The sequence below is a fragment of the Oceanobacter sp. 4_MG-2023 genome (assembly GCF_030689165.1).
Taxonomy (GTDB): Bacteria; Pseudomonadota; Gammaproteobacteria; order Pseudomonadales; family Oceanobacteraceae; genus Oceanobacter.
Map to the genome: position 1 here is coordinate 19,418 of NZ_JAUYVV010000014.1, position 14,594 is coordinate 34,011.

The following is a 14,594-nucleotide window of genomic DNA, read 5'->3' on the forward strand; positions in this document are numbered from 1 at the left end:
GCGCTTGTCTGGCCAGCCTGGGGACATGCGCCTGAGGCGATCACTCCATCGTTATCAACGGAGCTGTGGTTATGCCAGTGCTGCCAGGGCGTTGGCGGCCTGCTGGTGGCTATGACGCAGCTCGCCAATATCGACCCCTGCCACTTCTCCTTTTTCGACCTTCCATTGTCCCGCCACCATCACATAGTCCGCCTGATGGGCGCCACACAGCAGCAGTGCGGCTAACGGATCATGACTGCCGGAGAAACGCAGTTCGTCGAGGCCAAACAAAGCCAGGTCGGCCTGTTTGCCCACCGCGAGGGTGCCGATGTCATCACGGCCCAATACGTTGGCGGAACCCTGGGTGGCCCAACGCAGCGCATCCTGATGCGTTACTTTGGAAGAGCCGTATTTCAGTCGTTGCAGATACATGGCCTGGCGCGTTTCCTGAATCATGTTCGAACAGTCGTTCGAGGCTGAACCATCCACACCAATGCCCACCGGGCTACCGGCCGCTTCGAGATCCTGTACCGGACAGATGCCGGACGCCAGCATCATGTTGGAGGTTGGGCAGTGACAGATACCGACCCCCGCCGTTCCCAGTCGCTGGATTTCATTGGCATCAAAATGAATGCCATGAGCCAGCCAGGTGCGGTTATGTAGCCAGTTGACACTTTCCAGATAGTCGACCGTACGCAAGCCGAACATTTTCTGGCAGAAGGCTTCTTCGTCGAGCGTTTCGGCCAGATGCGTGTGCAAACGCACCTGATGCCGGGCAGCCAGCTCGGCACTGGCGATCATGATGTCGCGAGTAACCGAAAAGGGAGAGCAGGGGGCCAGTGCGACTTGCATCATCGAGCCTGGGGCAGCGTCGTGATAACGACGGATCAGCCGTTCGCTGTCGGCCAGAATCGTTGCTTCGCTTTGCACCACCGATTGTGGCGGCAAGCCGCCGTCGTCCTGTCCCAGACTCATGGAGCCTCGGGTCAGGGTGACGCGCAAGCCGACATCAGCGGCGGCGTCGGCCTGTACATCAATGGCATCGGTCAGGGTTTGTGGAAACAGGTAGTGATGATCGGCCGCCGTGGTGCAGCCAGACAACAACAGCTCGGTCAGGGCCAGGCGGGTGGCCTGATGCAGCATGTCCGGCTGCAAACCGGCCCAGACGGGATAAAGAGTCTGCAGCCAGGGGAACAGCTCTTTGTTCAGGGCCGCAGGCAAGGCACGGGTAAGGGTCTGGTAAAAGTGGTGATGGGTATTGATCAGGCCCGGAATCAGCACATGACGGCTGGCGTCGAAGAGCTGGTCGTACCGCTCGGGCTGTTGCCCGGCGGCGACCACTTCGACGATCGTGCCGGACTGGATAACCAGTCCGCCACGGGCGTCTTCCGGGCTGTTGGTCTGGATCGCCAACGGGTTGGCGATCCAGAGTCGTGCAGGTGTCGTGGTGCTGTTCATGGTCAGATTAACTTTTGGCGTAGAAAGGTTTGCCGAGAGACATCGGCGCGACAAGGCGGCTACGGCTTTGGTTGCTGGACAATATCACCAGTACAACTACCGTGGCGAGGTATGGCAGGATGGCCAGCAGGTTCGGCGATACCGAGAAGCCAAGCCCCTGGAAAACCAGATGCAGAATGCTGGCCAGGCCAAACAACCAGGCACCCAGTAATACCCGCTCTGCTTTCCAGCTGGCGAAAACCACCAGCGCCAGTGCAATCCAGCCACGTCCGGCGGACATGTTTTCTGCCCACAGTGGCGTATAGGCCAGAGACAGATAACTGCCTGCCAATCCGGCCATGGCACCACCAAAGATAATGGCCAGATAGCGGGTTTTTAAAACCGGCAGGCCAATGGCATTGGCGGAGTGCGGGTTTTCCCCAACCGCCTTCAGAATCAGGCCGGGACGGGAGTATTTGATAAACCAGTAAACGCCGCCAAACAGCACGAACGACAGGTAAACAATCAAGTCCTGGCCAAACAACATACGGCCAATAATGGGCAAGTCGGTCAACACCGGGATAAAAATCGGGTCCAGGCCATCAATCGGTTTACCAACAAAATCGGCACCGACAAAGGCAGATAGTCCGGTACCAAAAATGGTTAGTGCCAGCCCGGTAGCGACCTGGTTGGCGCTGAGCTCCATGGTGATAACGGCAAAGATTATCGACATCAACATACCGGCGACAATGGCCAGCATAAAGCCCAGCAACAGGCTGCCGGACAGCAAGGCGACGACAAAACCGACCACCGCACCCATCAACATCATGCCTTCCTGGCCGAGGTTCAGCACACCGCTTTTTTCACAAATCAGTTCGCCCAGCGCCACAATCAACAGTGGGGTGCCGGTACGGACCATGGCATAAAGAATATTACTGATCAGATCGATATCCATGGTGTTATCCCTGTGTATTGGTGGTGGGTTGGATAGGAGCGGTGGTGGGTTGGCGACTGATCCAGCGCACACGGAAGCTGATCAATACGTCACAGGCGAGCAGGTAAAACAGCAACATGCCCTGGAACAGGCCGGTTAGTGCCAGTGGCAAGCCGAGGCTGATTTGCGCCATTTCACCACCCATATACAACAGTGCCATCAACAGTGAGGCCAACAGAATGCCGACAGGATGCAGGCGGCCCAAAAAGGCCACAATAATGGCAGCGTAGCCATAACCGGGTGAGATATTGGGAATCAATTGTCCGATCGGGCCAGTCACTTCACTGACGCCAGCCAGCCCTGCCAGAGCACCACTGAGCATCAGCGCAAAATAGGCCAGCCGTTTTTCCTTGAAACCGGACAGTCGTGCGGCACTGGCGTCCAGCCCCATTACCTTGATCTGGAAGCCGTAAAAACTGCGGCTCATCAGTACCCAGATGGCCACGACCGCCAGCAACGCCAGCGCCAGACCAAAGTGAATCCGGGTATCTTCAATCAGCAGTGGCAACAGCGACGAATCGGAAAACATGGCGGATTCCGGGAAGTTGTAGCCATCGGGGTCTTTTAATGGCCCGTGCACCGCCCACAGCAGAATATTGAGGGCAATGTAGTTCATCATGATGGTGGTCAGGATTTCATTGGTGTTGAACTGCACTTTCAGCAGTGCGGCAATACCGGCCCATACCAGGCCACCCAGAGCACCAAAGACCAGTACCGTCGGCAATACCCAGGCGGACTCAACGTCAATCAGTTGCAGCGCCATATAGCTGCCAAACAGACCGCCGATCAACAGCTGGCCTTCTGCGCCGATGTTCCAGATCTGGGCCTTGAACACCACCGACAGACCAATGGCACACAAGAGGATCGGCGTGGCTTTAACGCACAGTTCGGCAATGCCATACGTATCCGAAATCGGCACGTACAATATCGTTACCAGCGCTTCCCAGGGATCAACCCCCAGCAAGGTGAACAGGATAACGCCGGTCAGCATGGTCAGAACCGCCGCCAGTACCGGCGACAAATAGGCCATCCGTTTGGAGCGCTCGCCCCGAGGTTCCAGTTTGATCATGCGTGAGTTCCCTCGGTTGCGGGCTGTACTTGGGGACTGAAGTCGCCTGCCATCATGCGGCCCAGTTCTTCAATGGAGGATTGGGGGGTGGGCTTGATCGGTGACAGCTCGCCGTCACAAATCGCGCCGATGCGGTCGGAAATCAGGAACAGCTCATCAATGTCTTCCGACACCACCAGAATGGCAGCACCCTGATCCCGTAGCGTAATCAGGGCTTTGTGGATCGCCGTGGCGGCACCGATATCCACGCCCCAGGTGGGGTGGGCAGCAATCAGGATTTTGGGATCTTGCAGGATTTCCCGGCCAATAATGAATTTTTGCAAATTACCACCAGAGAGGCTGTCCGCCTGGGCGTGACGGCCTGCGGTTTTGACCTTGTAGTCCTTGATGATCTTATCTGCAAAGGCTTCGGTTTTTTGCCAGCCGACCATTCCCTGTTTGACCAGTCCGGTCAGAAAGCCGGTGAGCAAGGCGTTTTCGGTCAGGCTCATTTCCGGCACAGCGCCGCGGCCGAGGCGTTCTTCCGGGACAAAACCCAACCCCAGCGCGCGGCGCTGGTCTGGCGGCAACAGCGCCACATCGGTTTTACCGGCGCTGCTGGTGTTAAAAAATACCGTCCCTGTTTTGCTCAACGCTTCGCCGCTGAGGCTGGCCAGCAGTTCTTCCTGACCATTACCGGCGACACCGGCGATGCCAACGATTTCCCCGGCATTGACGGTCAGGTCAAGGTTTTTCAGATGGACACCAAAGGGATCATGACTGGGCTGATCCAGCTGGGTGATTTCCAGCACGGGCTTGTCGCCCAGTACCTTCGGGTAGGTGGTGCTGACCGGAGTATCGTCCCCCACCATCATCTTGGCCATGCTGGTGGTGTCTTGTTCCGACGGAATACAGGCACCGGATACACGTCCGCCACGTAATACGGTGGCCTTGTGGCAGAGGGCTTTGACCTCGTTCAGCTTGTGGCTGATAAACAGGATCGAACAGCCTTCACTGGCGAGCTGGCGCAGGGTGACAAACAGTACCTCAACTTCTTGCGGTGTCAGCACCGAGGTTGGCTCATCGAGAATCAGCAATCGGATGTCCTGTACCAGGCAGCGGACAATCTCGACCCGCTGACGCTCACCCACCGACAGTGTGTGGATTTCACGCTCGGGGTTGATGGCCATGCCGTATTTTTCCGAAACGGTGCGGATTTTTTCGGCCAGTGGCCCCAATTCTCCGGCATCGTCTCCCAGTGCGAGGGCGATGTTTTCCGTGACGGTCAGGGTATCGAACAGGGAAAAATGCTGGAACACCATGCCAATCCCCATTTTACGGGCGTGGGCAGGGTCCTTGACTTCCAATGGCAAGCCATCCCAGAGCAGTTCACCACGATCGGGCTTGACCAGACCGTAGATCACTTTCATCAGGGTGCTTTTACCGGCGCCATTTTCTCCCAACAGGGCATGAATTTCGGCGGGCGCGATGCTCAGGTGTACGTCGTCATTAGCAATGCAGCCTGGGTACTGCTTGGTAATGCCGCGCAGGCTGAGCCTGGGGGGTACGGGTTGCTTGGGCACGGGCTGTTCCTCTATGGAGCCTGGCAAACACTGGAAAACGTCAGGCGCTGCGGTATTGGTCTGAATATGGCTTCAAACAACGAACGGCGGACATCGCCAGGGGGTTGTTTGGGGACATATTGGCAGAGTATTCACAGGCTTGAGCGATTGACAAATATTGGCCAGGGACTCCCTTCCGGTTGCAGGTATGGTTACGAATCTTTAACGAGCCAGCAAAAAGCTGGCCAACTGGTCAGAATTTTTTTGTTATGTCGTCAGAGTGGCTGGTATAGTAAATGCTTAATATGACCGATCGGTCAGGTTTTTCGGGGCCTTGAAGCCTACTCGGGAAATTCTGCCAACAAATTCGGGGAATGTGCTGATTTAATCGTAAATTCCTTTAAAAATCATAAAGTTATAAAGTTATCTGCCGACAAGGATAGCTCACCGGAGGAAGGAACATTGATTCGCTTTTTATTCAATGATCAACTGCGCGAAGTAGATGATCTTGCTCCAGACCTGACCATCTTGGAGTATTTACGCACCGTCGAAGTGCAACGCGGAACCAAGGAAGGTTGCGCCTCCGGCGACTGCGGTGCCTGCACGGTGGTGGTGGCAGAACCGGACACGACTCAAGGCAGATTACGCTATAAAAGCGTGAATAGCTGCATTACCTTTGTGGGCAGTTTGCAGGGTAAACAGCTGATCACCGTTGAAGCACTGAAGCCCGTAGCGCCCGTCCCTGAGTCGCACACGGCACCTGCAGACGCAGCGGGCAGCCCGGCACCCGCGCTGCATATTGCCCAGCAAGCGATGGTGGATTGCCATGGTTCCCAATGCGGTTTCTGCACCCCTGGATTTGTAATGTCATTGTTTGCGCTGGGCAAAAATGCCCCGGTGCAGACCGTCAACGAATTTGATCCGGCCAACCCGGATGCCCATACCCGCCACGAGATCGATCTGGCTCTGGGCGGCAATCTCTGCCGCTGTACCGGGTATCGGCCGATTATTGAGGCAGCCGGACAGGTGCTGGCAGGGGAGCGCCAGGACGCCTTCAGCGCGGCTGAAGCCGAGACCTGGCAGCGGCTGATAACGCTGGCAGAACAATCCCGGGCCAGCACCACCATCGACGGACTGACACAGGGCGATCGTCACTTCTTTGTTCCTACCGGCGTGCAACAACTGGTTGATTTACGCCGCCAGTACCCCGAGTCACGCCTGGTGGCCGGAGGCACCGACCTGGCACTGGAATACACCCAGCAGCTCAAGCCGCTGGACGTGCTGATCTATACCGGCCAGGTCGCTGAACTCAAGCATATCGAGGTTTCAGACAGCGCCCTGATAATCGGTGGCGGGGTGAATTACAGCGACGCCATGAGCACCATCGCGCAGCACTTGCCAGAATTCGCCACCATGATGACCCGCCTTGGTGCGTTGCAAGTACGTAATCAGGGCACGATGGCCGGCAATGTTGCCAACGCCTCACCGATCGGAGATACACCGCCGGTCTTGCTGGCGCTGGATGCCATTCTGCATATCGACAGCCCCGCCGGAGCCGAACAGATTGCCATTAACGACTTCTTCACTGGTTATCGCCAGACCTGCTTGCCAACCGGGGGCGTGATCAGCGGGATCGAGATTCCACTTGATAAACAGGACTGGCACCGCCGGGTATTCAAGGTTTCGAAGCGTCAGGAAGACGATATTTCCGCGGTACTGGCAGCGCTGATGTTCAAGGTTGAGAACGGCCAGATTTGTGCGGCCCGGCTGGCCTTTGGCGGGGTCGCCGCGACGCCGTTACGCGTACCCGCTGCCGAGCAGGCCCTGATTGGCCAGCCGCCGACTCTGGAGGGGATCCGGGCCGCGCAGGCGGTATTGCAACAAAGCCTGACGCCGCTGACCGATGTCCGTGCCAGTGCCCGCTACCGCCTGCAACTGGTCCAGAACCTGTTGGCGCGGGCAGTGCTGGAATACAACCAACCTGAAACCACGCTGGAGGTCGTCGACTATGCGTAATGTGACACTTCCCGAACACAATACCGCGACAGCACAAGCACCGACCCAGAACGGTCAGGCCGGGCTGGATATCGTTACCGGTGGTGTTGGCAAACCGTCCCGCCATGAAAGTGCCGTGGCCCACGTCAGCGGCAGCGCCCGTTATGTGGATGACATGATCGAACCGGGCAACTGCCTGCATGCCGCGGTGATCCGCAGCACCATTGCCGCCGGACAGATTACCCGGCTGGATCTTGCCGCCGTGCGCAACAGCCCGGGAGTGGTGGCGGTGATGACCGTCGAAGATGTGATCGGCCACACCGACATTGGCCCGGTGTTCCCGGGCGACCCACTGATGACCTCGACCGAGGTCAAGTTTATGGGTCAATGTATCGCCGTGGTGGCGGCAACCACCGAACTGGCCGCCCGCCGGGCGGCACAGCTGGCGGTGGTGGAATACCAGCAGCAAACCCCGCTGCTTGATCCGCGTGAGGCGCTGGCGCAGTCACGACTGGTACGCCCGAGCCACAGCATGAAACGCGGAGACCTGGCGGCCGCCATGGCTACCGCAAGCCATATTCTGGAAGCCGAGCAAGCCGTGGGCGGCCAGGAGCACTTTTACCTCGAAGGCCAGGTTTCCCTGGCAATGCCAGCGGAAGACGGCGGCATGCTGGTGTACACCTCCAGCCAACACCCTAGCGAAGTCCAGAAGCTGGTGGCTGAAGTGCTGGACGTGCCGCTGAACCGCATCACGGTCGATATGCGCCGGATGGGGGGTGGTTTTGGTGGCAAGGAAAGCCAGGCCGGTCAATGGGCGTGTCTGGCCGCATTGCTGGCAACCCGTACCGGTCGTGCCGTTAAAATGCGCTTGCCGCGCCAGGACGATATGGTCATGACCGGCAAGCGTCATCCGTTTGCCAACCGCTATCGCATCGGCATCGACCCGGATGGCCAACTGCTGGCGGCAGAGCTGGAAGTGATCGGTAACTGCGGCAACTCGGCCGATTTGTCGGATGCCATTGTCGACCGTGCCATGTTCCACGCCGATAACGCCTATTATCTACCCGCCGCCCAGATCGACGGCCACCGGGCCTTCAGCAATCAGGTATCCCACACCGCGTATCGCGGTTTTGGTGGCCCACAAGGCATGATGATTATCGAACGGGCGATGGACGATATTGCCCGCAAGGTTGGCCAGGACCCGCTGACCATTCGTAAACGTAACCTGTATGGCACCCCGGAGCACAAGCCCGACTGCACCGTGACGCCATATCACCAGACGGTTGAGCACAACAGCCTGCCAGACATTATTGAGCAGCTGGAACAGAGCAGCGATTACTGGCAGCGCCGCAGTGCCATAACCGCATGGAACAAGACCAGTCCGGTGCTGAAACGTGGTCTGGCGCTGACGCCGGTGAAGTTCGGTATTTCCTTTACCTTGCAGCATCTCAACCAGGCCGGTGCACTGATACATATCTACACCGACGGTTCGATACAGGTAAACCACGGTGGCACCGAGATGGGCCAGGGCTTGCACACCAAGGTCGGCCAGATTGTTGCCCAGACGCTGGGTGTCAGCCTCGACAGCATTCAGGTGACCGCCACGCGCACCGACAAGGTACCGAATACCTCACCGACGGCGGCTTCCAGTGGCACCGACCTGAACGGCAAGGCGGCGCAAAATGCCGCTCTGATTCTCAAGCAGCGGCTGGTGGACTTTCTTGCCGCCGACAAGGGCGTACCGGCTGAGGCGATTGTGTTTGCCAATGGCCAGGTGTTCTGGGCTGAGGGCATGTCGATGAGTTTTGCCGAGCTGGCTGAGGCTGCCTATGTCAGCCGGGTGTCACTCTCGACCACCGGTTATTACCGCACCCCAAAAATTCACTACGACCGCCATACCGCCTCCGGTCGGCCGTTTTTTTACTTCGCCAACGGGGCGGCAGTATCAGAAGTGGTGATCGATACCCTGACCGGGGAATACAAGGTTTGTCAGGTGGATATCCTGCATGACGTCGGCCAGAGCATTAACCCGGCCATTGATCGCGGCCAGATTGAAGGCGGTTTTATCCAGGGTATGGGCTGGCTTACCACCGAAGAACTGGTCTGGCACGACGACGGCCGTTTGCTCAGTAACTCTCCTGCGACCTACAAGATTCCCGCTATTGGTGACACCCCGCCGGTGTTTAACGTCCGTCTGTTTGAACAGGCCAACAACGAAGCCACGGTGTACAACTCCAAAGCGGTGGGAGAGCCTCCGTTTATGCTGGCAATCTCGGTCTGGTCAGCACTGCGCGACGCCATCAGCAGCCTCAGTGATTACCAGCTCAGCCCTGACCTCGACACCCCGGCGACACCGGAACGGGTACTGGATGCGGTTATGGCATTACAAGCCGGCACAGGGGATCAGCCATGAAACACTGGTCGGAATCGCTGGCGGAATGCCAGCGCAGCGGCCAGCCCCATGTGCTGGTCACGGTAATCAGCACCGGCGGCTCTACTCCCCGAGCCGCCGGCAGCAAAATGCTGGTGCTGGCGGATAGCAGTATCGACACCATTGGTGGTGGCCAGCTGGAGTATCAGGCGCTGCAACAGGCCCGGGCGCTGTTGCAGGAAACAGAGCAACAGCAGGTTATCCGGCAGGTTTTGCTGGGAGCCGATGCCGGCCAGTGCTGTGGTGGTTACGCCACCTTGCTGTTTGAAAGTTATCCCGCCCGCGCAGCCGAACTCTGGGTGTTTGGTGCTGGCCATGTGGCCAAGGCACTGATGCAGATAGTGCAGCAGCTGCCGTTGCCAACCCGCTGGATCGATAACCGCCCGGAGCTGTTTCCGGCGGCTGACAGTCTGGCCCCCCATATTGAATGCGTGGTCGCAGACACCCCGGAAGCCTTGCTGGTCGATGCCCCCGCTGGCAGCCGGATACTGATTCTGACCCATGATCACGCGCTGGACTACCGGCTGGCCGAGACGGCCCTGCGGCTTGGCCATTGCGCTTCCATCGGGGTGATTGGCTCGGCAACCAAGGCCAACCGCTTCCGTTATCGCCTGACACACAGCGGCATGACGGAACAACAGCTGGAAATCATGCAATGCCCGGTCGGGCTGGCGGAAGTGGCTGGCAAGTTACCCATGGAAGTGGCGGTGTCGATTGCGGGGCAGCTGATTCAGCAGTACCAGACAGACCTGCAGACAGGGCAACGTCCGAACACACGGACCACCGGTGTGCCACTGTCGACCCTCAAGCAACTGATGCGCAAGGACAAACAGACGCAGGATGTGACCGTTCTGACGCCCCTGGCACCCAATGAGGCACCGAGCAAATGAGTAAGACACTGACCCTGACCGAACTGAACAGGTTACCTGCCGCTGACGCCCGGCTGGCCTTTGCCCAGTGCTGTGTGGCCGCCCGCTGGATGGATGCCATGGTCGCCAGCCGTCCCTTTGCCTCTGTCGAGCGGCTGCATCAGGTTGCTGCCGATCACTGGCAAGGGCTGGAAGAAGCCGACTATCTGCAAGCCTTCGAAGGCCACCCAAAAATCGGTGACGTCAGCTCACTGAAACAGAAATACGCCAGCACCAAAACCCTGGCCGCCGGGGAGCAATCCCGGGTTGACGAGGCCGACGACAGCGTGATCAACGCATTGGCCAGTGGCAACCAGGCTTATGAAGACCGTTATGGATTTATTTTTATCGTCTGTGCCAGCGGCAAAAGTGCGGCCGAGATGCTGGCCTTGTTACAGGCCCGCTTGCACAACGACCGCGGGACCGAGATTCAGAATGCCGCGGATGAACAAGCCAAGATTACCCGGCTACGAATTAACAAATTACTCGGCCTGACCGACTAACCAAGACACCGAACAGGATTCAACATCATGATTACCACCCATGTACTGGATACCGCGCTGGGCAAGCCGGGTATCGCCATTCCGGTCACACTGAGTCGTCAGGAGCAAGATAGCTGGACACCCGTTAGTGCAGGGCAGACCAACGACGACGGCCGTATTCCCGGCTGGCTGGACGACAAACCGGCTCTGGTCGCGGGCGTTTACCGTATACGTTTTGAGCTTGACGACTACTTTGCCCGCCAGTCGCAGAGCGCGTTTTACCCTTTTGCGGAAATTGTTTTCCGCGTTGAAGACCCGGCGCAGCATTTTCATATTCCGCTGCTGCTGAGTCCGTTCAGTTACTCGACGTACCGGGGTTCCTGATATGAGCACAGTATTTCGTGGCTCGCTGCTGTTTTTTACCGCCGACCCGCAGTTTGCCGGAGAGGACGCCTGGCAATATATCGACGACGGGCTACTGGCCGTGGACGATGCCGGGCTGATCACTCAGGCCGGGGCGTATTCCGAGTTGCCCGGGCTTTGGGATGATGGCGCAAACGTCGTCGACTACCGTGGCAAGATTCTGATGCCGGGCTTTGTTGATTGCCATATTCATTACCCTCAAACCGAGATGATCGCCGCCTACGGTACACAACTGCTGGACTGGCTGGAGACCCATACCTTTCCGGTGGAAAGCCAGTTTGTGGATTACGACTACGGCGTCAGGATTGCCGAGCGTTTTGTCACCGAATTGCTGCGTAATGGCACCACCACCGCTCTGGTGTTTGGCACTGTGCACCCACAATCGGTAGATGCCTTTTTTACCGTGGCGCAGCAACGCCAGCTACGCATGATTGCCGGTAAGGTGATGATGGACCGGAACGCGCCGGATGCGGTGCTCGATACCGCATCCAGTAGCTATCAGGAGTCCAAAACCCTGATTGAAAAATGGCACGGCGTTGACCGTCTCAGCTACGCTGTGACGCCTCGTTTTGCCCCCACCAGTACCCCAGAGCAGCTACAACAGGCGGGACGTTTGCTGCAGGAGTTTCCCGGTGTGTATCTGCATACGCATTTGTCGGAAAACCGCGATGAACTGGCCTGGGTCCAGAGCCTGTTTCCGGATTCTGAGCATTATCTCGATGTGTACGATCAAGCCGGGTTGTTGGGCAAACGCAGTGTCTTTGCCCACGGTATTCACCTCTGTGACGACGAATGCCAGCGGATGGCCAACAGCGATTCGGTAATCGCCCATTGCCCATCGTCCAACCTGTTCCTGGGTTCCGGCCTGTTTGATCTGAAAAAAATGGACGCCTGTGGTATCCGGGTCGGCATTGGCTCGGATGTCGGGGGTGGGAGCAGTTTCTCTGCGTTTGATTCCCTCGCCGATGCCTACAAGATCCAGCAACTGAACCAGCACAACCTTGACCCGTTCCGGGCCTTGTATCTGGCCACGCTGGGCGGTGCCAGAGCGCTGTCGCTGGATGACAGGATCGGCAGCTTCCAGCCTGGTATGGAGGCCGATTTTATCGTGATGGACCCACACGCGACCGACTTTCTGTCTTTTCGCAGCCAGCACTGTCGCAACTTGAAAGAGCAGCTGTTTGTGCTTAACACCCTGGGCGACGATCGGGTGATTGCCGCTACTTATATTCTGGGCCAACTGGCTCATCAACGAGATTCGGATCACGTGCCTCAAGGGGAAAACTGATATGGATGCTTACATCATCGACTGGTTACATCTGCTGATACGTTTTCTGCACGTGCTGACCGCCATCGCCTGGATTGGCGCATCGTTCTATTTTGTCTGGCTGGATAACTCGCTGGAAAATCCGCCGCAGTGGAAACTCGACAAAGGCATCAAGGGTGACCTGTGGGCGATTCATGGCGGTGGTTTTTACGAAGTCGCCAAGTATCGCAACGCTCCGGAAACCCTGCCCAAGACCCTGCACTGGTTCAAATGGGAAGCTTATTCCACCTGGATCACCGGCATGCTGCTGCTGATTGTGGTGTTCTACGTGGGTGCACAAAGTTATCTGATCGACAGCAACAAAGCCGACCTGAGCAGCTGGCAGGCCATTGGTATTGGCGTCAGTTCACTGCTGATCGGTTTTGCCATTTACGAAGTCGCCTGCCGTACTCCGCTGATCAAAAACGGGCTGATCTTTGGTCTGGTGATGCTGGTCTTGTTGACGGCAATGGCCTGGGCCTTGAGCCAGGTACTGGGGGATCGTGCGGCTTATATCCATGTCGGGGCATTGATCGGTACCTGTATGGCGGCCAACGTTTTTACCACTATCATGCCCTCACAACGGGCCATGGTAGCGGCGGCAGAGAAAGGGCAGTCGCCGGATCCGATATATGGCTACAAGGCCAAATTGCGCTCTACCCATAACAACTACGCCACTATTCCGGTGCTGTTTATCATGCTCAGCAACCACTTCCCGATGACCTATGGCCACGAATACGGCTGGTTGATCCTGGGAGGGCTGGCTCTGATGGGTGCCTGGGCCAGACACTTTTTCAACCTGCGCCATCACGGTGTGGTGAAACCGATGATTCTGGTGTCGGCCCTGGCTGGCTGTATGGTCATTGCCTGGGTAAGCAAGCCTTCTGAACAGAGTGTCAGTGCCGGAACCGGAGGGCCAGCGGTCACCGACGTACAGGCGTTAGGCATTGTCGGACAGCACTGTACCGCGTGTCATGCTGCCAACCCGAGCGATGATATTTTCAAGGTATCACCGGGAGGAGTGATGTTCGATAACCTCGACCAGATCAAGGCCATGAAAGACCGGATCCTGGCGCGGGCGGTGCATACCCACGATATGCCGTTTATGAACAAAAGCGGGATGACCGATGCCGAACGGGAAGTACTGGGGCGCTGGCTGGAGCAGCAATAACGGGCTTGATTCGTCTGGTACAAACTGGCACAAACCGGCACCTGTGCTTCGGCATGGGTGTCGTTGTTGCCTTGTTGTGCCTTTGTTTGTCGTCTCTGCAATGGCTTGCAACATTGGGCACTCTGTTCATTTTCCCGCTTGTTATGTTTAAAGTGACCGCTAATACCGTTCTTCAGCGAGCAAATACCCCATAATGTTGTACTCATGGGTAAAAATTATAATATATGAGTATAAAAATCCTTCTGGTTGATGATCATCAAATGTTTGTGGATGGACTCAAGAGTGTCTTGATGGGTTCGGATCTGCAGGCCGATGTTGAGTCAGTGCACAATGGTCAGGATGCCCTTAAATACTTGCGCAAGGGGGATTACGATATTGCCCTGATTGATCTGCGCTTACCCATTATTGATGGCTTTGATCTGCTGCAAGCCCTGCGGGACCAGAGCAACCTGACCCCCGTTATTATTGTTTCCGCTTCCCGAGACCCGGCAGATATCCAGCGGGCCAAACAGCTGGGAGCAATGAGCTTTATTTCAAAATCCTCTTCGGGCAAAAAAATCATCGAAACCATCCAGGATGTGCTCGATGGCAAGCTGGTGTACTGCACCGAGATCGATGCCGAACAGGATCTGGCCTCGCTGTCGGATCAACAATGGGCCTCGCTGCACAACCTGACACCACGTCAACTCGAGGTCTTGCGACTGGTGTGCAAGGGGCTTTCCAATATCGAAATCGCTGCTCAATTGAGTCTGAGTGTGGCCACCATCAAAAGCCATATCAGCGCTATTTTTATGGCGCTGGGTGCCAAAAGCCGTTCCGAATCCATCAAGAAGGCTCAACAACTGGGCCTGGACTAGA

12 protein-coding genes are annotated in these 14,594 nt (G+C 57.2%); 8 read left to right on the forward strand and 4 right to left on the reverse strand.

The features are described from left to right. Nucleotides 1–69 precede the first annotated feature (69 nt). The 4 genes from Q8W24_RS11065 to Q8W24_RS11080 are packed head-to-tail and all read right to left on the reverse strand — an operon-like array spanning nt 70 to nt 5,041. Nucleotides 70–1,437: an 8-oxoguanine deaminase gene (locus Q8W24_RS11065; protein ID WP_303434161.1), complete on the reverse strand. Its 1,368-nt coding sequence runs from the start codon at nt 1,435–1,437 to the stop codon at nt 70–72. Between the two features lie 7 nt (nt 1,438–1,444). Beyond that, entirely contained in the window at nt 1,445–2,371 is a 927-nt protein-coding gene (locus tag Q8W24_RS11070; protein ID WP_305414652.1) for an ABC transporter permease, read from the reverse strand. A gap of 4 nt (nt 2,372–2,375) precedes the next feature. After that, nucleotides 2,376–3,479, reverse strand: a complete 1,104-nt coding sequence (locus tag Q8W24_RS11075) for an ABC transporter permease (protein ID WP_303434159.1) — start codon at nt 3,477–3,479, stop codon at nt 2,376–2,378. Beyond that, entirely contained in the window at nt 3,476–5,041 is a 1,566-nt protein-coding gene (locus tag Q8W24_RS11080) for an ABC transporter ATP-binding protein (protein ID WP_305475306.1), read from the reverse strand. Before Q8W24_RS11080 ends, Q8W24_RS11075 begins: the two co-directional genes overlap by 4 nt. Nucleotides 5,042–5,482: 441 nt before the next feature. Between Q8W24_RS11080 and xdhA the strand changes: the two genes are divergently transcribed. The 8 genes from xdhA to Q8W24_RS11120 all read left to right on the forward strand — a co-directional run bounded on the left by xdhA (nt 5,483) and on the right by Q8W24_RS11120 (nt 14,593). Beyond that, nucleotides 5,483–7,036: a xanthine dehydrogenase small subunit gene (gene xdhA / locus Q8W24_RS11085; RefSeq protein WP_305475307.1), complete on the forward strand. Its 1,554-nt coding sequence runs from the start codon at nt 5,483–5,485 to the stop codon at nt 7,034–7,036. Further along, nucleotides 7,029–9,428, forward strand: coding sequence for a xanthine dehydrogenase molybdopterin binding subunit (xdhB, locus tag Q8W24_RS11090; protein WP_305414650.1), 2,400 nt, complete (start codon nt 7,029–7,031; stop codon nt 9,426–9,428). The genes xdhA and xdhB overlap by 8 nt, the downstream gene beginning before the upstream one ends. After that, nucleotides 9,425–10,336 (forward strand): xanthine dehydrogenase accessory protein XdhC, encoded by a 912-nt coding sequence (gene xdhC / locus Q8W24_RS11095; protein WP_305475309.1) that lies wholly within the window; start codon nt 9,425–9,427, stop codon nt 10,334–10,336. Before xdhB ends, xdhC begins: the two co-directional genes overlap by 4 nt. Continuing rightward, a complete protein-coding gene (gene uraD, locus Q8W24_RS11100; protein ID WP_305475311.1) occupies nt 10,333–10,857 on the forward strand; it encodes a 2-oxo-4-hydroxy-4-carboxy-5-ureidoimidazoline decarboxylase in 525 nt (174 codons plus the stop codon). Before xdhC ends, uraD begins: the two co-directional genes overlap by 4 nt. Nucleotides 10,858–10,884: 27 nt before the next feature. Next, nucleotides 10,885–11,220 carry a hydroxyisourate hydrolase gene (gene uraH, locus Q8W24_RS11105; protein ID WP_305414646.1) on the forward strand — a complete coding sequence of 112 codons (336 nt, stop codon included), beginning with the start codon at nt 10,885–10,887 and terminating at the stop codon, nt 11,218–11,220. 1 nt (nt 11,221) lies between these two features. Beyond that, complete coding sequence (gene guaD / locus Q8W24_RS11110; RefSeq protein WP_303434152.1) at nt 11,222–12,547, forward strand: guanine deaminase; 1,326 nt, start codon at nt 11,222–11,224, stop codon at nt 12,545–12,547. Between the two features lies 1 nt (nt 12,548). Further along, nucleotides 12,549–13,736: a urate hydroxylase PuuD gene (locus tag Q8W24_RS11115; protein WP_303434151.1), complete on the forward strand. Its 1,188-nt coding sequence runs from the start codon at nt 12,549–12,551 to the stop codon at nt 13,734–13,736. Nucleotides 13,737–13,960: 224 nt separating this feature from the next. Next, nucleotides 13,961–14,593 carry a response regulator transcription factor gene (locus tag Q8W24_RS11120; RefSeq protein WP_303434150.1) on the forward strand — a complete coding sequence of 211 codons (633 nt, stop codon included), beginning with the start codon at nt 13,961–13,963 and terminating at the stop codon, nt 14,591–14,593. The last annotated feature ends 1 nt before the right edge of the window (nt 14,594 follow it).

Bases quoted from the DNA above. Each gene is read 5' to 3' on its own strand.
- Q8W24_RS11065 (WP_303434161.1), bottom strand. From the start codon at position 1,437: ATGAACAGCACCACGACACCTGCACGACTCTGGATCGCCAACCCGTTG.
- Q8W24_RS11070 (WP_305414652.1), bottom strand. From the start codon at position 2,371: ATGGATATCGATCTGATCAGTAATATTCTTTATGCCATGGTCCGTACC.
- Q8W24_RS11075 (WP_303434159.1), bottom strand. From the start codon at position 3,479: ATGATCAAACTGGAACCTCGGGGCGAGCGCTCCAAACGGATGGCCTAT.
- xdhB (WP_305414650.1), top strand. From the start codon at position 7,029: ATGCGTAATGTGACACTTCCCGAACACAATACCGCGACAGCACAAGCA.
- xdhC (WP_305475309.1), top strand. From the start codon at position 9,425: ATGAAACACTGGTCGGAATCGCTGGCGGAATGCCAGCGCAGCGGCCAG.
- uraD (WP_305475311.1), top strand. From the start codon at position 10,333: ATGAGTAAGACACTGACCCTGACCGAACTGAACAGGTTACCTGCCGCT.
- uraH (WP_305414646.1), top strand. From the start codon at position 10,885: ATGATTACCACCCATGTACTGGATACCGCGCTGGGCAAGCCGGGTATC.
- guaD (WP_303434152.1), top strand. From the start codon at position 11,222: ATGAGCACAGTATTTCGTGGCTCGCTGCTGTTTTTTACCGCCGACCCG.
- Q8W24_RS11115 (WP_303434151.1), top strand. From the start codon at position 12,549: ATGGATGCTTACATCATCGACTGGTTACATCTGCTGATACGTTTTCTG.
- Q8W24_RS11120 (WP_303434150.1), top strand. From the start codon at position 13,961: ATGAGTATAAAAATCCTTCTGGTTGATGATCATCAAATGTTTGTGGAT.